We start from the raw sequence: 22,642 nt of genomic DNA on the forward strand, positions 1-22,642 counted from the left end.
CCTTTAACCAAAAGGGAAAAACTCTTTCCCTTAATTCTCTGTTTCCTTTTTTTCTTCTACATGCTCTTTCCGATACTGGCTTAAATTATAAGACAGAGTCATCAGGCTCTCGGAAAGATGAACATTTTCTACGATCACATCCTCCGGAGCATCCAGATCAATGTGTGCAAAATTCCAAATAGCCTTTACACCATTTTTGATCAGCACATTGGCCATTTCTTTTGCTTTATGCTTGGGAAGGGTAAGTATGGCAATCTCAACCGGATTCTCCTTAAGGAACTCAGGAAGTGTATTTATCATCTGTATCCCAATACCCCTTACAGAAATCCCCTCCAGAACCGGATTCACGTCAAAGATCCCCACCAGACGAAATCCTCTCTTCTCAAAATCACTGTAATTGGCAAGTGCCTGACCCAGATTACCTGCTCCAACGATGATCATAGGATGGATGGTATCCAGTCCCAGGATCTTGCCGATCTCCATGTACAGATAATGCACATTATATCCGTAGCCCTGCTGCCCAAAACCGCCGAAATTATTAAGATCCTGACGGATCTGAGATGCAGTCACATGCATTTTTTTACTGAGATCACCGGAGGAAATCCTTTCCACATTCTCCTCGATCAACTCTCCCAAATAACGATAATACCGGGGCAGCCTTTTAATAACCGCCTTTGATATCTCCTTTGCTTCCACCAACTCTTCCTCCTGCTGCCCATATCTAAAATTTATATCTCAATTATACTCAAATGATATTTTATTGTCAATCTAAGTTACTTACTTTGTGACTACTTTATTTATTTTTTGACACCCGATGCCTTTTTATTATATAATAGATTGATTTGTGGATTTCTTATTTTTTTGGAGGAACCTTTATGATTTTATCATGTCAGAACATATGTAAAGCATTTGGTGAAGAAGAAATTATCAAAGATGCATGTTTTCATATTGAAGAAAAAGAGAAAGCAGCACTGATCGGCAACAATGGTGCAGGTAAAACCACCCTGCTGCGGATCATTATGAACGAGCTTTCTGCGGATAGCGGTTCTGTAGTGATCTCCAGGGACAAAAAGATCGGCTATCTGGCTCAGTATCAGGATATTCACGGTCATCAAACCATTTATGATGAGCTTAGCTCCACCAAACAGCACATCATAGATATGGAAAACAGAATTCGTACTCTGGAACAGGAAATGAAAAATTCCCAGGGAGAGCAGTTAGAAAAACTGATGCAGACCTATTCCCGCCTGACCCACCAGTTTGAGCTGGAAAATGGCTATGCCTACAAAAGCCAGATTGCAGGCGTACTGAAAGGCCTGGGCTTTTCAGAAGAGGATTTCACCAAGCAGATAGAAACCCTTTCCGGAGGCCAGAAAACAAGGGTCGCTCTTGGCAAGCTTCTTCTGTCCCAGCCGGATATCCTGCTTCTTGATGAGCCTACCAACCACCTGGATATGGAAAGCATCGCTTGGCTGGAAAATTATCTGCTCACCTACCCTGGAGCTGTACTGATCGTATCTCATGATAGATACTTTCTTGATAAAGTTGTAACAAAAGTGGTAGAGATCGAAGCCGGATATGTACGGATGTACAGTGGCAATTACTCAGCCTATGCCTTGAAAAAAGCCCAGCTTCGTGATGCTCAGTATAAAGCCTATCTGAACCAGCAACGAGAAATTAAGCATCAGGAAGCGGTGATTGCAAAGCTGAAGTCCTTTAACCGTGAAAAGTCCATCCGCCGTGCGGAAAGCCGTGAAAAAATGCTGGATAAAATGCAGCGTCTGGATAAACCTGCTGAAATAAACGATCAGATGCGTCTCACCCTGGAGCCTCGCTTCATCAGCGGCAATGATGTGCTGACTGTGGAAGAGCTTTCCAAAACTTTTCCGGGACAGACCCTTTTCCAGAATATTTCTTTTGAGATCAAGCGTGGTGAACGAGTAGCCCTTATTGGGAATAACGGAACAGGAAAAACCACATTACTTAAGATCCTGAACCAGGTGATTCCTGCCGATTCCGGCAAGTTTACCCTTGGTTCCAAGGTACAGATCGGTTACTATGACCAGGAACATCATGTACTCCATATGGAAAAAACAGTATTCCAGGAAATCTCCGATACCTATCCTACTCTTACAGAAACACAGATCCGCAATATGCTGGCAGCCTTTCTGTTCACAGGGGATGATGTATTCAAGGTGATTTCCTCTCTTTCCGGTGGAGAGAGAGGCCGTGTTTCCCTTGCAAAGCTGATGCTCTCCGAAGCCAATTTTCTGATCCTGGACGAGCCTACCAATCATCTGGATATTGCTTCCAAGGAAATCCTGGAGGAAGCACTGAACAGTTATACAGGTACTGTCCTTTACGTATCTCATGACCGTTATTTTATCAATCAGACAGCCACCCGGATCATGGATCTGACCAACCAGGCCATTGTGAATTATATTGGGGACTATGATTATTATCTGGAAAAGAAAGAAGAGCTTACTGCCAAATATGCTCCTTTAACAACCCAGGAAGAAGAAGCCGTCCAGGTTTCAGATAACAAGCTTTCCTGGCAGCAGCAAAAGGAACAGCAGGCAAAAGAACGTAAAAGGGAAAACGAACTGAAGAAAACCGAAAAAAGGATCGAAGAACTAGAAGCCCGTGATCAGGAAATTGATGAAACCATGATTCTTCCTGAAGTTTGTACCAACGTAGCAGAATGTACCAGATTAAGTAAAGAAAAAGCTGCCATTGCAGCAGAATTAGAGGAATTATACGAAAAGTGGGAGGAGCTGGCCTGATGGCCGGCTCCTCCTTTGTTATGATGATATCTTTTTTATCAGAGAAGCTTTTCCAGATTCTCACGGATGGCAAGGATAAATTCTTTGCTGTTCAGTACTGTTACATCCTTCAAGGAAGTGATCAAAGCCAGGTCCTTTGTCATCTTTCCGCTTTCGATAGTTGAAAGTGTAGCCTTGTCCAGCTTGTCTGCAAAATCCTGCAGTTCCTGGATCCCATCCATCTCTCCTCTTTTACGAAGAGCACCTGTCCATGCAAAAATAGTTGCCACAGAATTGGTGGATGTTTCTTTTCCTTCCAGATGTCTGTAGTAATGTCTCTGCACCGTACCATGAGCAGCCTCATACTCATAGTAGCCGTGAGGGGAAACAAGTACAGAAGTCATCATTGCAAGAGAGCCAAATGCAGAAGATACCATATCACTCATCACATCTCCGTCATAGTTCTTGCAGGCCCAGATAAAACCGCCCTCTGCTTTCATCACACGGGCTACAATATCATCGATCAGGCTGTAGAAATAAGTGATCCCTGCTTCCTGGAATTTTTCTTTAAATTCTTCTTCATAAATCGTTGCAAAAATTTCTTTGAATTTCCCGTCATAAATCTTGGAGATTGTATCCTTGCCTCCAAACCACAGATCCTGCTTTGTATCCAGTGCATAGTTAAAGCAGCATCTTGCAAAGCTTGCAATGGACTCCTCAATGTTGTGCATTCCCTGGATCACACCTGGCTTGTCAAAGTGATGGATCAGTTCTTTTTTAGTCTCTCCATCTGTACCTTCAAATACAAGATATGCGTCTCCCGGTTTCTCAATGTTCATCTCTGTATTCTTGTATACATCCCCATATGCATGACGGGCAATGGTGATCGGCTTTTTCCAGTTGCGTACACAAGGCTCAATTCCATTTACAACAATAGGTGCACGGAATACGGTACCATCCAGGATGGCACGAATAGTGCCGTTAGGGCTTTTGTACATTTTCTTCAGGTCATACTCGTCCATTCTTGCCTTATTTGGGGTAATGGTGGCACATTTTACAGCAACTCCGTATTTCTTGGTTGCCTCTGCTGCATCTACAGTAACCTGGTCATCTGTATCATTTCTGTGCTCCAGGCCAAGATCATAATATTCAGTCTTCAAGTCAATAAAAGGATTCAGAAGTTCATCCTTAATAAGCTTCCAGAGAATACGGGTCATCTCATCTCCGTCCATCTCTACAAGGGGTGTGTTCATCTGAATTTTTGCCATTTAGATATTCCTCCTCTTCTTATTTCAACGTAATACCAAGTCTCTCACAGGTTTCTGCGATCACAGCCTCCAACTCCTTATCAGACAGTACTGTAACACGGCCGTCTTCATACTGGCTGTCTACCCATGCCTTGATCATTGTAACAAGTTCGCTGTTCTTGTCAACCTTCTTATCGCCTTTCAAACGGTAATGGGTATCGATCCAGTGGGCGATCCCAGCTGCTCCTGAAGTATTGGATACTGCTACCTCAGCAGATCTGTTCAGGAATTTCTCTGTATCAAACACATTATAGATCTCTTCATTCTTCAGAAGACCATCTGCGTGGATACCTGCTCTTGTCACATTAAAATTCTTGCCTACAAATGGTGTTCTTTCCGGAATATGATACCCGATCTCTTTCTCATAATATTCAGCCAGTTCTGTGATCACTGTGGTATCCATACCGCCCAGATTGCCTCTAAGCTGTGCATACTCGAATACCATAGCCTCCAGCGGAGTATTTCCAGTCCGCTCTCCAATACCGAACAATGAGGTATTCACTCCACAGGCACCATACAGCCATGCGGTAGTGGAATTGCTTACAGCCTTATAAAAATCATTATGTCCATGCCACTCGATCAGCTCGGAAGGCACACCTGCATGAATCATAATACCATAAATAATACCAGGTACAGAACGGGGGATCACAGCACCTGGGTAGTTGACTCCGTAGCCCATAGTATCGCAGCATCTTACCTTTACCGGGATACCATAATGCTGGCGCAGCTTCATAAGCTCCAGACAGAACGGGATCACATAACCGTAAATATCTGCTCTTGTAATATCCTCCAGGTGACAACGAACAGAAACACCGATCTCCAAACATTCCTTCACAATACTGAGATAATGCTCCATGGCCTGCTTACGGGTCATCTTCATCTTATAAAATATATGATAATCAGAACAGCTTACAAGGATACCAGTCTCTCGCATACCCATATCACGCACAAGCTGGAAATCCTTCTTATTTGCACGGATCCAGCTGGTCACTTCCGGGAACTCATAGCCACGTTCCATACATTTTTCAACTGCATCCCTGTCCTTTTTGCTGTAGAGGAAAAATTCGGAAGCACGGATCCTTCCCTCCGGGCCGCCCAGCTTATGAAGGTAATCATAAATCCTTACGATCTGATCCGTAGTGTAAGGAGCCCTGGACTGCTGTCCATCTCTGAATGTGGTATCTGTGATCCAGATATCATCCGGCATATGATGGGGAACCACCCTGTCATTAAATGCGATCTTCGGTATTTCAGAATAAGGGAAAAGATTTCGGAATACGTTTGGTGTTTTTACATCCACCAGCGGATACATATGCTCCTCTAACTGAAGCAGATTCGTATGCCGATTCATTGTCACTCGTCTATTTTCCATAATTTCCTCCTCTATGAACACGAATAGTATTCATACTCTATGAATTGTATTCACATCGTTTCCATTGTACTCAAAAAGAGGATCTAAGTCAACGCTTTTGTACGTTACAGTGATAATTTTTTGTCAAATTCAAAAAACGTTCACGGTTGAAGCGACCCCATCCCTGGATATTCCTTGGCAGCTGCATATCGTCTGCACTTTCTTTCAGCATCCTTTTAATAGCCACATTTGTTAGGGTGGGATTCTTTTCCAGAGCGCAGGCAATGGCTCCTGAAACAACCGGGGTGGACATAGAGGTTCCGCTTTTGACTCCATATCCGTAGATCCCGGGGGTGCCTCCTGCTAATGGTTTCCATTTTGTATAAGGTATACAGGATACGATATGATTTCCCGGCGCAACCACATCCGGCTTGCATACGCACTCCTTTGTAGGCCCTCGTCCGGAAACTGCTTTTTTTCCTTCCAACAGGTCACTGGAACCTACAGTGATCACCTTTTTGTTGCTGCCAGGCGCTGTAATGCTGCCTGACCTTGGCCCCTGGTTTCCAGCCGCTGCTACCACTACCAGTCCTTCATCCCACAGCTGATCCACTGCATCAAGAAGCGCATCCTGTTCATTAGAAGTATTGCAGGTGGTTCCCACAGAAATATTCACCACCCGGATCCGGTACTCCTCCCTATTGCTTCGGATCCACCGAAAAGCCTGCAGCAAATCCTCTCTGCTTCCGTTCCCATATCTGTCTAATACCTTTAAAGCAATAATGCTGCAGCCAGGTGCTGCACCCATATACCTGCCAGAGGACATTCTGCCATCTCCTGCCAGGATCCCGGTAACATGGGTTCCATGTCCATTATCATCATATGGCTGTCTACGATAAAAAAGGAAATCATAAAAAAAACGGATACGGCTGTCAAAGTCTGCATGGGGGAAAAGCCCGGTATCCAGCACTGCCACTCCGATCCCTTTTCCAGTATATGTCCTGCCTGTCATAAGCCTCTCCGGAAAGGTCTTCTTATTATTATATTCAAAAAGTTCCCCTGTTGTGACCTGCACTGCATTTCCTGAGTTTTTGTAAATTCAAGAATGCCTCGGCATTCTTGCTGCGAGGTGCGCGTCATGCAATTGCATGACATACTTCTCCTGCGCACCTCTGCAATCCTGCCGGAGGCTATATCAGCTGGGGGATTGACTCCCACCACTGATACCAGCTTGTTTCTCACCACCTATAGAGGTGGGAGTCATCTCCCAGCTGATATACTTACAAAAAACACCCAGGAAGAAAACTTCCTGGATGCTTTTTAAATCTTTATAAAAATTTTCTCAGATGCTTTTGAAAGTCTTACCTGATCTGTCAGAAATCCACGATCTGGCTAATCTGATGATTAATATCATAGCTGCCGCTGCCGTATACTCCACGATACCAGCCTGCTGCATGGGCTTCCGGATCATAATAAGCTCCGTTAATGATCACCCAGCAATGACGGGTCATACCATCTCCGGCACCGTCTCTTGTACCGGAAACACGGCCGGCTACCACCTTAGGGCTAAATCCGGCTTCTTTTGCAAGAGCTGCAAAAGCACAGGCATAACCATAACAGTTCCCTCTGCTGGTAGCCAGTGTATTTAATGCACACCTTCTCTGCCATCCTGCCGCAGTTCCCGGATACCATCCATAATAATAAATGTTATTTACCACATAATTCCAGCAGGCATTCAGTTTCTGATAACTGGTCATGCTGTCATTTGTGATCCTGGACAAGATCTTCATGGTCTGCATCTTCAGCTGGGAATTGGTATTGTTTACTGCATAGCCTTTCTTCCCAAAGGTAATTCCGTCATATACACGGTTCTTACACAGTCTGCCCTTAGGATCACCTCTGTAAAGACGGTTGTTCAGCACAAACCAGCCCACAGTGGCATGACCCTTGCGGTCCACATAGTACAGGTTCTGCCCTACCTTTACAACAGAGGGCTTCTTAGGGCGCATCAGCTTACCTTCCAGATTAAATACATACACATACCGGCCTCTTTTCATGCTGTTTGTCACTGCATGACCATTTGCATTAAAAAAGTAACGGTTAGAGCCAATATTCACCCACCGGTTCCGGATCTTTTTTTCTTTTTTGTAATAGCAGTAGTATCTGCCTTCTTTTAAAAGGCCCTTCTTTACTACAGGTGTTTCCTGGGAAACGGTTTCCTGGGGAGCTTCTTCTGAAGCATAAACCTGGCCGGCACCAAGGGGCAGAAGAACTGCCCCGCAAAGTACCATAAAACATCTCTTCAAGCTTCTGTGAAAATCAATAGTTCTCATATGTCACACTTCCGTCAGACCAGGTGATCTCATAATATCCGTGCCCGCTTCCATCGCAGTCATCATATGCCTGCCTGCTTACTTCTGTTTTCTGAGCCGGCTGTGCTGCCGCTGCGGCTGCCTGCTGTTGTGCTGCCTGAGCTGCTGCCGCTGCTGCTGCCTGAGCTGCTGCTGCATCTGCTTCCTGTTTTGCTTTTACCAGTGCATCTACCGCTGCCTTGTCCTCTGTCAGATAGCTGTGGAATACATAGCCTGTATCATCCCCATTCTCTACCTTGAACCATCCCGGAACTGCTGCAATCACTTTAAATTCATCGCCAAGTGCTGCAACCTTTAAGGATTCAGACTCCTTGTCAGCCTCTTTACGTACATGCACATTAGCAGATACGTACATGGTGATAGGCTCATCAAAGGTACGCTCGTCTGCAGTCTCTGCCGCTTCCTGATCCTTGCCGCTTTCATCCTTATAATTGATGTACAGAAATTCATAGGAATTCACAAGGACTGCATCTTTCCATTTGTCTACAGTTACATCCTGGAAAGTATGCTCTGTACCATCTTCCTCTGTAAGCACAAGATCCATCTTTGCTTCTTTGGAAGCATCTGCAGTTTCTTCGCTGTTATCTGCTTCTTCGCTGTCATCTGCTGCAGCTTCTACCAGCTTTGCTTCCTTGATCGTCTGTGTTGTCTGATTGGTTACTGATAACTCTCCTCCGTCAAAGGCAATCGTAAAATCCTCTGCGGTTGCTTCTCCATCACTGTCCTGTGCCTCCGCTTCCTGTGCTGCTGCGTCCTCAGCAAATACGGCTACCGGTGCAGAAACTGCAAGGGAAGCAGCTGTCACAATACTTAAAAATGCTTTCACGCTTTTCATCTTCATGATTTGTTCCTCCTTTAGAGCCTTATTTTTGCAGGCTTAATCCTTCAAAGCCCTATGCTGCAGGCTCAAATGTGTAACTGTAAATAATATGATATCCCTGGTCATCCTTGGTCACAACCTCCAGGTTGTTTTCGCCCGGAGCCAGTGATGCAGAATAAAGATACAGACAAAAGCCTCCATCATCCAGTGTGCCGTCCTCCAGCTTCACATCCACAGGAAAAGCTTCATATACCCCTGCCTGATTGATCCGCAGATAAATCTGTGTATCTGTATCCAGATATTCCGGCTTGATCCTTCCTGTGATCTGTACCATATTTCCAACGTTCTTGGATGCCAGATCAGTAGTTCCGTCCTCAGCATCCTGGTTCAGCAGGCTTTCCGGTACAACCGCCGGTCCGGCCATCACCGGTGCTGACACAGCCATCTCAGGCAGGAATCTTTCTGCCCGCTCCACAACAACTGTATCTGCCCCTGTAGTATCAATATCACTAAGCTGATATGGGATACCTCTTGAAAAATATGCATTGGCATAAGCATCTGCCATAAACGGCAGCAGTGCATTTCCAAAAGAATCCCTGTACATCACCAGACTTCCGGATTTCACAGGATTGACAGTAGTGATCTTAGGATCAAAATTGCTGCCCACCTCTCCTACATACGCATAAGTGGTCTGACGGTCATAATAAACCTCATCCTCAAGCTGAGGCATGGAGGGATACAGCATAGTATCCAGATCTCCCTCAAAGTCTGTACGTACCTGATATGGCTCCTCATCCCAGGAATCATGCTCCTTTTCAAGAGTATCCAAAAACAGGTCTGAAGCCATGGCAGCTCCTTTATTATTCCAATGGGAATCCCTCTTATGATACAAAGTTTCATCCTGTGACAAAAGCATATGGTACAGATCTGCGTAATGGACGCCTTCACTGGAAAGCCAGGGTACCAGCCTGTCCAGATTCTTCTCATCTGAAACCTTTACCTTATCATAGTAAGGCATATGTTCATCATACAGCGAATTTTTATTTGGTGCAACTGTAAAAAGAAAATCCACATTTCTTCCTTCCAGATAGGTCTGCATCATGGAAAGAGTATGTGCAATATTAAAAAGACTTCTCTCAGAAAGCGGGTCTGTGCCCAGGTAATCAGAAAGGGAATCCTTATAATAAAGCCATCCGTCAGTACCCTGGATCACACCGGACGCGGTGGATACACCAAGAACTTTGCCATTTACCACAGCATTGGCTGTAACCAGCTCATTACGGAATGCAAAATGATCCTGGAAGTAGTCTCCTGCCTGAGAAAGCCAGTCAAAATTAATACTTCCATCCTCTGTCTTGAAGGAAGGAAATTCTGCCAGGGTACGGTTCTCTGAAGAGCTTTCCTGGTGGGTAAAAAACATGCCCACAGAAGGAACAAGACAGATTCCAAAAAACAGAATACTGTATAATATTTTACTTTTCTTCATTTGTCATGTCCTCCTAGAAACGGAAATAAATAAATGGATTATAGGTACCGCCAGCAAGACTTAAAATGCAAAGAAGAAGTCCTGCAAAGCTAAGCAGGGAAACAAACACCTCATAGCCCCTGCATTTCTTCAGGGAAGCATTTACAGGGGTAGCTGCAATAACCGCACACACCAGTGTTACCAGATAAACCGGTGTCAGCTGCTGAAGTACAAGGCTTACAGCGGATGTTGAAAAAGAAAATCCTGTAAACATCTGCTTAAGCCAGAAAACACCCTGTCCCATAGTTTCTGCCCTAAAAAATACAAATCCGATGCACACTACCAGCAGAGCATATATATGCTGGAAAAAGCCTTTTACCTTACCGCCCTTTTTCACAATGGCTGGTACATACTCTTCCAGCATAAGGAACAAGCCGTGATAAACACCCCAGAAAAGGAAGTTGATGGCTGCCCCGTGCCATATACCGGTAGCCAGAAATACGATCATCTTGTTGATCACTGTCCTGGTGCGGCCCTTACGGTTGCCGCCAAGGGGTATGTACAAATATTCCTTGAACCATCCGGAAAGAGAAATATGCCATCTTCGCCAGAACTCTTTAATGCTGCTGCTGATATAAGGATAATTGAAGTTCTCTTTGAAATGAAAACCAAACATCCATCCAAGACCGATAGCCATATCACTGTATCCGCTGAAATCAAAATAAATCTGCAGCATATAGGAAATGGCACCTGCCCATGCTCCCAGGATATTGATCTGAGACGCTGCCGCCCCGAAAAGGTTATCTGCCACAAGTCCCATGGTATTGGCGATCAGAACCTTTTTACAAAGACCTGCTGCAAACCTGCGGATCCCTGTAAAGGTTCCCTCCAGTGTCTGAGTCCTTGTATTTACCTCAACCTCTATGTCATGGTATTTTACTATAGGTCCTGCGATCAGCTGCGGGAAAAAGGATACATAGAGAAGTACCTTGCCAAAATTCTTCTGTGCCTTTGTGGTACCGCGGTATACATCGATCACATAAGACAATGCCTGGAAAGTAAAAAATGAAATACCGATAGGCATACGTATCTGCGGTACTGGAACTGCCGCACCTGTAATAGAATTAAATGAACTGATTAAAAATCCTGTGTATTTGAAAATGATAAGAACTGCAAGATTGGCAAGCACAGCTGCCACGACCCAAACCTTTTTGTGACCCGGATCCCGCTCTACAAGCCAGGCAAACAGATAATTAAAAAAGGATGACCCTATAAGAAGCAGTACATAAACCGGCTCTCCATATGCATAGAAAAGGAGACTGGCAATAACCAGTAACATGTTTTTGGCCCGCATCCCCGGAAGAAGGAGATGCAGACCAAATGTTACCGGCAAAAAAATACACAAAAAAATCATAGAGCTGAAAACCATCTTTTAGATCTCCACGTTAATGTAATTTGTCGGTTTGTATTTTTTATTCTTCACTGTAGGAAGCTTAACCTTGGACCATTTGGTACCATTGATCTTCTGCTTGGATGCTACAGCTGCTGCATTGGCATCGTAAACATACCAGGTGCGTCCGATCTTCACTTCTACCCATGCATGAGGCTGCCAGTTGGTCTTCTTAATGAAGTTGCTGGTACCAAAGCCAATACGTACCGGATATCCGGTTGCTTTCTTTGCACAGAATGCAAGCGCTGCAGCATAATGATAACAGCTTCCTCTTCTGGATTTCAGCATCTGCTTTGCAAAATTAATCTCCCATTTCTTAGTAGTGGCAGGCTTGAATCCAAGGGGTGCTCTGCCATATTTAAGCTTTGATACATAAGTAAACACTCTGTTAAGTGCTACTGTCTTGGATGTGGAAGATGTGATCTTACGGTTCTTCATTACCTTGGCAACTGCAGTCTGAAGCTGCTTGTCAGCCTTGGATGTACGGGTCGCAGCAGATACAGGTACCAGTGTCCCAAACACCATGCACAGTACCAGAACCAATACTGCAAGTTTCTTGCTGAACTTTTTCATGTTCATTTCCCTCCTGAAAATTTAGTTATCAATTACAGAATGCCTGGCATAAAGCAATAAACAGCAAACCATGGCATATCTTTTATGAATTATAGCACAGGGTTTTCTCAAAGTCTATACTGGTTGTAAATTTATTGTGTACTATATTACTCTTGTATTTAATCACCTGTTTCTGTATCATATGTATAAAAAATGCTGAAAAGGAAACCCTTAGAAATAAATCTTATGAATAGTAATATTTGTAACTGTCACCTGCTTATTACAGTCAGATTCTTTCAGGCTGCTCGACTTGAATTTTTCAGGAGGTATATGCATGCTAGTGTTTCTTTTTCTATTCTTTCTGCTGCAGTCCCTGGTTCTGTGCTGCTGCCTTGCAGCCGGCAATGACCTGGATTCCCAGCTTCTGTCAGACAGAGAACAAATGGAATTTCTGTCTGCATGGGCAAAAAAACACGCCCCCCGCTAGGGGCGTGCCACACAGAGAAAAGCCTTTATATAATAATGCAGACAATTCCGCCTTTGCTGTCGTTGACGATCTTCTGCATGGTGTCCTGCAGCTTTATTTGACTTTCCTGACTGATAGAAGAAATCTTACTGCGAATACCATCCTGCACCAGCTGTTCAATGGATTTGCCGAATATATTTGTTTCCCAGATCCCATCTTCACCAGATGCATTATCGCCAATATAGGTGATCAGATCCTTTGCCTGCTGCTCAGTTCCTACGATGGGAGCGATCTCGGTTTCGATCTCTGCCCGTATCATATGGATGGATGGGCTTTTAGACCTGATCTTTACCCCGTATTTGTTTCCCTGACGGATCACAGCCGGTTCTTCCAGACGGATTTCTGAAAGCTGAGGCACTACCACCCCATAGCCGCAGCTGCGTACTGATTCCAGTGCTTCTTTTACTTTTACATATTCTTCCCTCATGCCGGAAAGCTCTTTCATGGTATTAACCAAATCATACTGGCTTTCCAGGGGAACCTTGCAAAGCTCACTTAACATCTGATAGTAATATTTATCATCCACATCTACCCGTATAGATACCTTTCCGTTGGAAAGGCTGCATTCTTCCAGAAATGTATCTCTTACATAAGGCCCATCCAGATGAATGCCTCCACACAGATCACGGATATGGGTCATCTTTTTCATCAACTCCCGGATCTGTGCCAGGATCTGGCTTTTTACCGGATGATCTAATGGCAGCATTTCAACCCATTTGGGGATAAAAAAACTCACCTCACTAACTGGAAATTCATACAGTATCTTTTCCAGTATTCTGGTAATGTCTTCTTTCCGCAGCTGTTCACAATTGGCAGGCACAACGGCTGTCTGATACTTCTCCTTAAGATCTTTTGCAAGCCTTATGGTTTCTTCTTTATATGGCATCTGGGAATTCAGGATCACCAGGAAAGGTTTCCCCTGATTTTTCAATTCTTTAACGGCAGCTTCCTCTGCTTCCCGGAAGTTTTCCCTTGGGATCTCCCCAAAGCTTCCGTCAGCAGTGACCACAAGTCCAATGGTAGAATGCTGCTGGATCACCTTTCTGGTACCCTCTTCTGCTGCCTCATGGAAGGGAATCGGCTTGGGGAACCATGGTGTTTTTACCATCCGCTCTTTACCGTCCTCAATATGGCCAGAAGCATCTTTTACCAGAAATCCTACACAGTCGATCAGCCGTACCCTTACCTTCTGATCTCCTTCCAGTGTAACTTCCACTGCGTCCTTTGGAATAAATTTAGGCTCCACAGTGGTGATCATTTTACCTATTCCGCTTAATGGCAGCTGATCCCGTACTTCTGCCTGCTTTTTTTCCTCCATTCCGGGAAGTGCCACCAGTTCCATAAACCTTCGTATAAATGTGGATTTTCCAGTGCGGACAGGTCCTACGACCCCTATGTATATATCTCCGCCGGTCCTGGCCTGGATATCCCGGTACACCTGAAAATTTTCCATAGAAAAAGCCCCCTTGCACAAATCATTCACACACAGTCCCATGTACTGTTATAATGCCGGGGCAAATGCCCCCAAGTTCAAGTCGAGCAGCCGCGAGACTTGGCGCGTGATTCTGGTCAGCGTAAGCTGACATATTCTTAACAGAATCACTGCGCATCCTCGCGGAGCGTTTATCTCAGTCGGAGATTGGACTCCCACTGAGACGAACTTGCTGTTACTCACCACCTGAAAGAGGTGGGAGTCTTCTCGACTGAGATAACACCTGCAGATTGCTTTGTACTATCCGCTTCCACAATCCTGGTATCTTGTTACATATTTATGCAAAAAGGCTTCGATCTATTCTTTTATTTTGTTTTTCTCATTGCTGCTTCTACAACATGTCCTACAAGTACAGAAGTAGTCACGCTTCCAACTCCTCCAGGAACCGGTGTGATGGCATCTACGATTGGCTCAACAGCCGGGTAGTCAACGTCTCCGCAAAGCTTTCCTTCTGCATTTACGTTAATACCTACATCAATAATGGTCTGACCTTCTCTTACATACTCAGCGCCAACAACACCTGCACGGCCTGCTGCAACGATAATGATATCTGCTTCTCTTGCCACAGACGGCATATCTACGGTTCTTGTATGACAAATGGTAACCGTTGCATTTTTCTTTACAAGCATCATAGCTGCCGGTTTTCCAACAACAAGGCTTCTTCCGATCACAACTGCTTTCTTGCCTGTGCAGTCAATACCATAATGATCCAGGATCTCCATGCATGCCTGTGGTGTACATGGTGGGAAGCCAAGCTTCTTGCCTGTAAATACACCTGACATGGAAAGATCTGTCATACAGTCAACATCTTTCTCCGGTGCAAGTGCGTTCTCGATCACTGCCTGATCCAGATGCTTTGGAAGAGGACGGAATAACAGAACGCCATGAATCTTGTCATTTTTGTTTACATCATCGATCACTTTCAGCAATTCTTCCTGAGCCACATCCTCCGGAAGAAGGATCTTCTCACATGCAACTCCAAGAGTTTCACACCTTTTTGTTGCGCCTCTCTCGTAGGAAATATCACTTGGATTCTCACCTACACGGATAATGCACAGAGTAGGATTTACACCTTTTGCCTGAAGAGCTGCCACATCTGCTTTAATACGCTCATTTAATGCAGCAGTTACTTCTTTACCTAATAACTGTTTTGCCATTTTGATTATCTCCTTATATTATATAAATAATTATAAATTATTTCAGTCTGACAAGCACACTGTCAAAAGTCTCATCTGCAAGCTTTGTATATTTCTCAAGCATTGCATCGGCTTTTGCGTTCAGCTCTTCTGCATATGCACGGTCAGCCATGGATTTTGTATTGATATACACATTCAAGCTTGCTCCTTTTAAAGCTGCCTTGCAGAAGGTAGCTGCAACACCAGCATCACTGATCGCCAGCTTGGAACCTTTTGCTGCAAACTCTTTGATCAGATCCAGTGCCTCACAGCACTTTTCCATGATCTCCATAGGTACAGAGCAGGCATCCTTTAATACGATGGCCATAACTCTTGCTTTCTCAGCCTTTTCTTCTTCTGTTTCTTTGGGCATGCCATATGCTTTTGATAATGGCTCAAAAACCTCTGCATCACGCTCGATCAGACGAAGGAAATCCTTCTGAAGCTGATCACATTTCCCTTTCAGCTCCCACATTTCCTCTTCTACATCTGCATATTTCTTCTTGCCTACAGTAAGACTGCCCACCATGTTGCCAAGAGCTGTACCAACAGCTCCCACAAGGGCTGATGCTCCGCCGCCGCCTGGAACCGGAGCCTTGGAAGCTAATACTTCCACGAATTCAGTACATGTACTGGTTGAAAAACCCATCTTTTTGTTCTCCTTTGCCTTTAGAATATTCCCAAATTATTTCATTTTGACCTTAGAATAATCCGGTGATCTTTCCTGTTTCGTCTACATCGATCTTCTCAGCAGCCGGTACCTTGGGAAGTCCTGGCATGGTCATGATCTCGCCGGTAAGTGCTACGATGAAGCCAGCACCTGCAGAAATCTTCAGGTTACGTACTGTTACCTCAAAGTCTGTAGGAGCGCCAAGCTTGGTCTGGTCATCTGTCAGGCTGTACTGTGTCTTAGCTACACAGATCGGGCAGTTGCCAAAGCCAAGAGCCTCTAACTGTTTTGCCTGTTTCTGGGCATTTGCTGTAAGAACAACTCTCTTACCGCCATAGATCTTCTGAACGATCTGGTTCAGCTTGTCTTCAATGGAGCCTTCCAGCTCATAGGAATATGTGAAGTCGTTTGGCTCATCACACAGACGTACTACTTCCTCAGCCAGCTTCAGACCGCCTTCGCCGCCTTTTGCCCATACTTCGGAAAGTGCTACGTTTACGCCAAGCTCCTTACATTTTGTTTCTACAAGATCAAGTTCTGCCTTGGTATCTGTTGGGAATGCGTTAATAGCTACTACGCATGGCAGTTTGTATACGTTGCGGATATTGCTTACATGCTTCAGAAGGTTTGGAAGACCTTTCTCCAGAGCTTCCAGGTTCTCATTGTTCAGGTCAGCCTTTGGAACGCCGCCATTATATTTCAGTGCACGTACAGTAGCTACGATCACTACTGCGTTTGGCTTCAGTCCTGCCATACGGCATTTGATGTCCAGGAATTTCTCTGCACCAAGGTCAGCACCAAAACCAGCCTCTGTGATGGTGTAATCAGCCAGCTTTAAGGCCATTTTTGTAGCAGTTACAGAGTTGCATCCGTGAGCGATGTTTGCAAATGGTCCGCCGTGTACGATCGCCGGTACATGCTCCAGTGTCTGTACAAGGTTTGGCTTCAGGGCATCTTTAAGAAGTGCAGTCATAGCGCCCTCTGCATGAAGGTCACCAGCTGTTACCGGCTTCTGCTCTGATGGTTTGCCATATGTATATCCGATGATGATCCTGGAAAGACGTTCTTTCAGGTCTTTGATGTCACTTGCAAGGCAAAGAACAGCCATGATCTCAGATGCAACAGTGATGTCGTATCCGTCTTCACGAGGCATACCGTTTGTTCTTCCGCCAAGGCCGTCTACTACATTACGAAGCTGACGGTCATTCATATCTACACATCTTCTCCAGGTGATCTTACGTGGGTCAATGTTCAGTGCATTTCCCTGGAAAATATGGTTGTCGATCATTGCTGCCAGCAGGTTATTCGCTGCACCGATGGCATGGAAATCACCTGTAAAGTGAAGGTTGATATCCTCCATAGGAACAACCTGTGCATATCCGCCGCCTGCTGCACCGCCTTTAACACCGAATACCGGTCCAAGGGATGGCTCACGGAGAGCTACCATAACACTTTTGCCCATTTTCTGCATTGCATCAGCCAGACCAACGGTAGTTGTTGTCTTACCTTCACCAGCCGGTGTAGGGTTGATAGCAGTCACAAGGATCAGCTTTCCATTTTCTTTGTCAGATTCTTTTAAAAGATTGTAATCGATTTTTGCTTTGTACTTTCCGTACTGCTCCAGGTATTTGTCATCAATCCCTGCTTTTTCTGCGATCTCAGTGATCGGCTGCATGGTGCACTCCTGTGCGATCTCAATGTCAGTTTTGAACCCCATTGAATTACCTCCTTTTTATACGCTCCGCTTTTCATCGGAACGCCTCCGCATAAATATCTAATTTATTAAAACAGGATTCCCCGTCTTAATCAAGCAACTTTCAAAAACGCTTTCAGAGAACCAATGATCACATCACCCATCACTGCCATATCCTCTGCTGCAAAAGAAACTGGGAAATTATCTGAAAACAGGATCTGTGAAGAAGGCGGAAACTCCTCATCCCCTTCCCACAGGATCATACGGATCTGATAGCCTGGGTAAATAGCCACTTCATAGGCAATATCCCCATATTTCACAGGTTCTGCATGGATATGCTCCATGATTTTCTTAAAATCACCGATCCTGTTCCCGTAAGTAAAAGCAAGCCTTTTGATACATCTGCCGTCAAACTGGCGGAGATATACCTCCCCCCAGGGCATTTCCCTGTAGGTTTTGAAATTACCGGATCCACAGGACTTCATACCGTTCAAAAGGAAACGGATGGTAAGGATCTTGGCATAGATCATCTCCTCCAGCGGATAAAAGCCTTTGTCATCCTCCTCGTGGCTTACCTGAAAATCCGGATAAGTAATATGATAGACAGTGCCAAGGAATGTAAGTGTAAAGCATCTGTTCTCCTGATCATAAAGAATCCCCAGATTCTCCCCTAGTACCTGAGGATCTGCCTGTCCATACTGTTCCAGATAGTGCTCCCAGGGCATCCGCTCCTTGCTGTCCTTTTCGTAATTTAAATCTTCAATGGTAAATGGCATTTTGTCCTCCATCTAACTCTTACTTTCTGTTCTGCTGATCCTTCATAACGTCCGGAAACATTCCTGTATCTGTATGAGGGATAAAGCAGGCTCCTACAAATTCATCCATATAAGTGGGAACTGTAGAAAGCTCCATATATGTCATGTTGGAAGCCAGTTCATATGTCTTTTTCTCAGCTGCAGTGGAAAGCAACATCAAATAAGCACCTGTCAGTGAAGAGTTACCGATGTAATGGAATTTATCCAGTGGAATATCCGGGAACATACCAATATTTACTGCATTTCGCATATTGATCCCGCTTCCGATGCCACCGGCAACATATACATCATCAATCATGGATACATCAAAATCAAGGGAACTGAGCATCGTGCGGATAGCTGAGAAAATAGCTCCTTTGGCACGGATAAAGTTGTCAATATCCACCTCTGTGATCTCCACATCCTTAACAGATCCGGCCTCTTCTTCAAAGGCGATCACATAGCTGCCCATTCCATATTTGTCATGTCTGATCCTCCTACCTTCACGGACAAACTTGCCCTTAGGATTGATGATCCCGCACATAAACAGTTCACTGATCACATCAATAATACCAGAACCGCAAAGTCCTACAGGTTTTGTGCCCGGTTCTCCTACCACACTGTAAGAAGGCTCCATGGTCTCCTTGTCAATGGTGCAGGCTTCAATAGCCCCGTCAGTGGCACGCATACCGCAACTGATATCACCGCCCTCAAAGGCAGGTCCTGCAGAACAAGCACAGCTCATCATAAAGTCAGAGTTTCCAAATACTAGCTCTCCATTAGTACCCAAGTCAATAAACAGGGAAAATTCCGGTCTGTTCCAGATCATGCTTACCAATGTACCGGCTGTAATATCTCCTCCAACATAGCTTCCGATATTTGGCGCAATAATAATATGTGCGTCTTTATTAACTGCAATCCCCAGATCAGAAGCAAACAGGGAATTGGTTTTGTAAAATGCAGGAATATAAGGCTCCATACGGACAGGATCTGCATTCACTCCTGCAAAAAGATGATTCATAGTTGTATTGGATGCTACGCACATCCGATAGATCTGACTTGCACGAAGCCCGGAACTTTTACACATCTGGGCAATCATTGGATTAATGGTTTCCTTGATGATTGCATCCTGAAGCTTCTTCTTTCCACCCGGCTTCTGCTGCTCAATAATACGGTTGATCACATCCGCTCCAAAACGGATCTGTCCATTACCTGAGGATGCCTTTGCAAGGATCTCTCCTGTTTCCATATTGATCAGTACACCGGATACTGTGGTTGTACCTATATCAATGGCAAGTCCGCCGATGGTCACTTTTTCATCCATGCCATAAATATCATATACAAACAGATCACTTGGTGTTGTACGGACTACACATTTCACTTTGAAATGATTCTCTCTTAATACATCCGGAAGCTTTTTCAGCACCATATAAGGGATCCGTACCTGTTTCAGATTCATATATTTTTTTAATGCCCTGGTAAGTCTTTCATTGTCTGGCATGGTATCCTCAAGACTGGGCTCATCCATGGACACTTCGATCACATCCAGACTATTTCTCAATTCAATTCCTGTAAGTTCAACATCTTCTTTCGCTCTTTCAAAAATAGCGATTTCTTCCTTTGAGCTTAGGTCAGCAACCTTCATCCTGCTTTTATATGCAGATGCAATATCAGGCACCAGAACAGTTACATCCCCAATGATCTTACTAACACAGGCAAGCCTCCATCCAAGATCATACTCTTCATCACTGATATGTAATGTCTTTTTACTGTCAAGCTCTCCCTCTTTTAACTGTACCCGGCATTTGCCGCAAGAGGCGTTTCCAGAACATGGTGCATCGATGGCCACATTGGAATCTCTGGCGATCTCAAGTAAATTATCCCCCGCATTGGCATACGTCTCTACCACACTGCCATCTTCAAATGCAAATGTTATCTTAAACATCAGCAACCACCTTTCTCGAAAAAAAGGGCTGAGGCCGAAGCCCCAGCCCATGTTATTTCTGTATATAGATCTTCGGACTGTAAATTACAGCTCAAGGTAAGAATCTGCATACAGGGTGTTGCCCTTGAATACGTCACAGGATTTAATTGTCTCCATCAGACGAAGGTCATTCGGGTTTACGATAGCGGAAGTTAATCCCTGCATCATAGCCATGGCTACCAGTGCAGAATCCATGATCGGACGGATGTTCTTCGGCATACCGTTACTGTTGTTGGACAGACCGCCTGTAGAATTCAATCCCATATCAGAGAACATCTTAATAGCTTCCAGAACTTCCATCTGTTTGTCCTGCATACCTTTTACTACCAGGAACAGAGGATCGAACCACAGATCTGTAGGCTCCATACCATGCTCCATACCTCTCTCAAGAAGCATCTGGCAGTACATCATACGCTCATCATTGTCTTTTGCGATACCCTCGCCATTGCAAAGAGCGATAACGATTGCATCGTTAGCTGCTGCAAGGTCGATGTTCTCAATTCTTCCTGCTGCATCAGCAGAGTTTACGATCGGTTTTCCTTTACTTCTGTTGTATACGGAAATACCAGCCTCGATAGCCTTCTTATTGGAAGTATCAAGAGCAAGCGGAACATTGTCGAAATTCTCCTGAAGAAGCTTTACAGCCCATTTCATCAGGTCTTCGCCATCATTCTCAGCAGGTCCGATGTTTACATCAAGATATACAGCACCTGCATCCAGCTGCTGTTTTGCTCTTTTTAAGATCGGCTCAGGATCTCTTTCTGTAAATGCTTTATTTACGATGGGAGCTGTGGTGGAAAGTCTCTCACCAATAGTAACAAATTTTGCCATTGTATTGTTCTCCTTTACATTATTAATTTCTACAGTACACAGCCTTAAGCTTCAAGGTCTTTTAAGAACTTAACAAGCTGAACAGCTTCTCTTGGTCCTACAATGATCTCCCATCCAGGAAGTTTGGACTCAAGATCTCCCTTAAGGACAGCTACCTTACCAGGGATAACAAGTTTTCTGCATTTAACCTTTGGCTCAACATTCTCTTTGATAAACTGAGAAATGCTGTTACCGGAGAATTTACCGGCTGCCCAGGATGTAAGTACAGATAATCCACCTGCATCATTGATCACAAGGTTAAGGGGAACGCCTGAACGCTCCAGCTCTCCGGATACAAGGAAGTATGTAAGAGCGAAGTCTACTGTTGTAACAACAATAGAATTCTCATCGCCGCCATTCATCGGATAAATGCCTGGCTCAACTTTCATTGGCTTCTGCGGGTCAGTGAATACGTTCTGACGCAGACCATACAGAGGAAGTGCTTCTGCATAAGTCATACGCTCCATAACGATGATGGAACCGTATTTCATGGTGAATACAGCTGCCAGCGCTGCCTGCAGATGGAAATCTCCGCCTGCGATCTTTGCAAGATTAACGATAGACGGATAGCCAAAGGTTCTGTCCTGGTCTTTCAGTGCTGCACGACGAACCTGTACAGCGTTTCCGAAAGTCTCTTTTAAATCAGCACCTGTTACGTCCAGTACAAGATTCTTGTTGCCAAGCTTCTCGATAGCTGCTGTTGTATCATATAACTCATTAAGGTCTTTGCCTGAAACTCCAAGTACAACGCCAGCAGCTGTTGCAACTGCATTCATTGCCTCGTAGTTGGAAGCATTTGCACCGTTTAATACCGGTTTGCTGTCCTTGCATACTTCAAGGGCTGCTTTAGCGATCTCAGGATCTGTACATCCCAGAACCAGAGTTCTTCCAAGACCTGCTGCTTTCTGAACCAGTGCAGTATAGGCTGCTGCATCTGCGCCTTCGTGGCAGTTCACATATACAACCTCAGCATACATTCTCTCACCGATACGGTCATAATCAACCTTCGGGATCTCAGCCAGTTTGGCTTCTACAGTGGCATCATCCATGCCTGTGCAAAGCTCAACAGCATATCTGGTCTTGTTAACAAATGTTTTCTCATGTCTGAATAAAACAGTCTCACCGCCAAGGGTAAGCTCTTCTGCGCCTGTACCGATCTTAATGGTTTTCATTGGCGGAGCGGTAGCCTCAGACAGAGATGCCAGTGCTTCCTCAGACATATGAGGACACTGCTCTATTTTCATTGCGCCCTGTGCAACTTTCATGGAGAAAGCCATACATGTCGGGCATCCACATTCCTTACAGTTTTTCTTTGGTGTTAATTTAAAGATCTGAATACCATTCAGTGCCATATCTTTT

Annotated in this window: 19 protein-coding genes; 2 read left to right on the forward strand and 17 right to left on the reverse strand. The window is 44.6% G+C overall.

What is annotated here, in order from left to right:
- Positions 1–30: 30 nt before the first annotated feature.
- Positions 31–696, reverse strand: a complete 666-nt coding sequence (locus tag AB5916_RS02255; protein ID WP_158420425.1) for a redox-sensing transcriptional repressor Rex — start codon at positions 694–696, stop codon at positions 31–33.
- Between the two features lie 179 nt (positions 697–875).
- On the opposite strand from AB5916_RS02255, the gene abc-f reads away from it, so the two are divergent.
- On the forward strand, positions 876–2,783 hold the full coding sequence (abc-f, locus tag AB5916_RS02260) for a ribosomal protection-like ABC-F family protein (RefSeq protein WP_368189081.1): 1,908 nt from the start codon (positions 876–878) through the stop codon (positions 2,781–2,783).
- A gap of 38 nt (positions 2,784–2,821) precedes the next feature.
- Here the strand turns inward: abc-f and AB5916_RS02265 are convergent, their stop codons facing one another.
- From AB5916_RS02265 to AB5916_RS02300, 8 genes are all read right to left on the reverse strand, one after another.
- Positions 2,822–4,030, reverse strand: coding sequence for an NADP-dependent isocitrate dehydrogenase (locus AB5916_RS02265; protein ID WP_368189082.1), 1,209 nt, complete (start codon positions 4,028–4,030; stop codon positions 2,822–2,824).
- A 19-nt stretch (positions 4,031–4,049) separates the two neighbouring features.
- A complete protein-coding gene (locus tag AB5916_RS02270) occupies positions 4,050–5,441 on the reverse strand; it encodes a 2-isopropylmalate synthase (RefSeq protein ID WP_158420428.1) in 1,392 nt (463 codons plus the stop codon).
- Positions 5,442–5,529: 88 nt separating this feature from the next.
- Positions 5,530–6,432, reverse strand: a complete 903-nt coding sequence (locus AB5916_RS02275) for a S8 family peptidase (RefSeq protein WP_368189083.1) — start codon at positions 6,430–6,432, stop codon at positions 5,530–5,532.
- A gap of 361 nt (positions 6,433–6,793) precedes the next feature.
- Complete coding sequence (locus AB5916_RS02280) at positions 6,794–7,753, reverse strand: transglutaminase domain-containing protein (RefSeq protein ID WP_368189084.1); 960 nt, start codon at positions 7,751–7,753, stop codon at positions 6,794–6,796.
- Positions 7,740–8,633, reverse strand: a complete 894-nt coding sequence (locus AB5916_RS02285; RefSeq protein WP_368189086.1) for an SH3 domain-containing protein — start codon at positions 8,631–8,633, stop codon at positions 7,740–7,742. The genes AB5916_RS02280 and AB5916_RS02285 overlap by 14 nt, the downstream gene beginning before the upstream one ends.
- Positions 8,634–8,685: 52 nt before the next feature.
- A complete protein-coding gene (locus tag AB5916_RS02290) occupies positions 8,686–10,098 on the reverse strand; it encodes a hypothetical protein (RefSeq protein WP_368189087.1) in 1,413 nt (470 codons plus the stop codon).
- A 13-nt stretch (positions 10,099–10,111) separates the two neighbouring features.
- Positions 10,112–11,416 (reverse strand): MBOAT family protein, encoded by a 1,305-nt coding sequence (locus AB5916_RS02295; RefSeq protein ID WP_368189088.1) that lies wholly within the window; start codon positions 11,414–11,416, stop codon positions 10,112–10,114.
- A 93-nt stretch (positions 11,417–11,509) separates the two neighbouring features.
- Complete coding sequence (locus AB5916_RS02300) at positions 11,510–12,100, reverse strand: transglutaminase domain-containing protein (protein ID WP_368189089.1); 591 nt, start codon at positions 12,098–12,100, stop codon at positions 11,510–11,512.
- 313 nt (positions 12,101–12,413) lie between these two features.
- Here AB5916_RS02300 and AB5916_RS02305 point away from each other — a divergent pair, with 313 nt between their 5' ends.
- Positions 12,414–12,566 carry a hypothetical protein gene (locus AB5916_RS02305; protein ID WP_173727285.1) on the forward strand — a complete coding sequence of 51 codons (153 nt, stop codon included), beginning with the start codon at positions 12,414–12,416 and terminating at the stop codon, positions 12,564–12,566.
- A 25-nt stretch (positions 12,567–12,591) separates the two neighbouring features.
- Here the strand turns inward: AB5916_RS02305 and spoIVA are convergent, their stop codons facing one another.
- The 8 genes from spoIVA to acsC all read right to left on the reverse strand — a co-directional run bounded on the left by spoIVA (position 12,592) and on the right by acsC (position 22,635).
- The gene (spoIVA, locus tag AB5916_RS02310) at positions 12,592–14,058 is read right to left on the reverse strand and encodes a stage IV sporulation protein A (RefSeq protein ID WP_368189091.1); all 1,467 of its coding nucleotides are present in this window, start codon (positions 14,056–14,058) and stop codon (positions 12,592–12,594) included.
- A gap of 344 nt (positions 14,059–14,402) precedes the next feature.
- Positions 14,403–15,254, reverse strand: coding sequence for a bifunctional 5,10-methylenetetrahydrofolate dehydrogenase/5,10-methenyltetrahydrofolate cyclohydrolase (locus AB5916_RS02315; RefSeq protein ID WP_158420435.1), 852 nt, complete (start codon positions 15,252–15,254; stop codon positions 14,403–14,405).
- Positions 15,255–15,291: 37 nt separating this feature from the next.
- Positions 15,292–15,921, reverse strand: coding sequence for a cyclodeaminase/cyclohydrolase family protein (locus AB5916_RS02320; RefSeq protein WP_368189092.1), 630 nt, complete (start codon positions 15,919–15,921; stop codon positions 15,292–15,294).
- Between the two features lie 52 nt (positions 15,922–15,973).
- Positions 15,974–17,659 carry a formate--tetrahydrofolate ligase gene (locus tag AB5916_RS02325; protein ID WP_368189093.1) on the reverse strand — a complete coding sequence of 562 codons (1,686 nt, stop codon included), beginning with the start codon at positions 17,657–17,659 and terminating at the stop codon, positions 15,974–15,976.
- A gap of 89 nt (positions 17,660–17,748) precedes the next feature.
- Positions 17,749–18,411 (reverse strand): DUF3786 domain-containing protein, encoded by a 663-nt coding sequence (locus AB5916_RS02330; protein ID WP_173727391.1) that lies wholly within the window; start codon positions 18,409–18,411, stop codon positions 17,749–17,751.
- 19 nt (positions 18,412–18,430) lie between these two features.
- The gene (gene acsV / locus AB5916_RS02335; protein ID WP_368189094.1) at positions 18,431–20,374 is read right to left on the reverse strand and encodes a corrinoid activation/regeneration protein AcsV; all 1,944 of its coding nucleotides are present in this window, start codon (positions 20,372–20,374) and stop codon (positions 18,431–18,433) included.
- Between the two features lie 84 nt (positions 20,375–20,458).
- The gene (acsE, locus tag AB5916_RS02340) at positions 20,459–21,244 is read right to left on the reverse strand and encodes a carbon monoxide dehydrogenase/acetyl-CoA synthase methytransferase subunit (RefSeq protein ID WP_158420439.1); all 786 of its coding nucleotides are present in this window, start codon (positions 21,242–21,244) and stop codon (positions 20,459–20,461) included.
- 44 nt (positions 21,245–21,288) lie between these two features.
- Positions 21,289–22,635, reverse strand: a complete 1,347-nt coding sequence (gene acsC, locus AB5916_RS02345) for an acetyl-CoA decarbonylase/synthase complex subunit gamma (protein ID WP_158420440.1) — start codon at positions 22,633–22,635, stop codon at positions 21,289–21,291.
- Between the last annotated feature and the right edge of the window lie 7 nt (positions 22,636–22,642).

Source organism: Blautia sp. 1033sp1_1033st1_G9_1033SCRN_220408 (genome assembly GCF_040929965.1).
GTDB lineage: Bacteria > Bacillota > Clostridia > Lachnospirales > Lachnospiraceae > Blautia_A > Blautia_A ammoniilytica.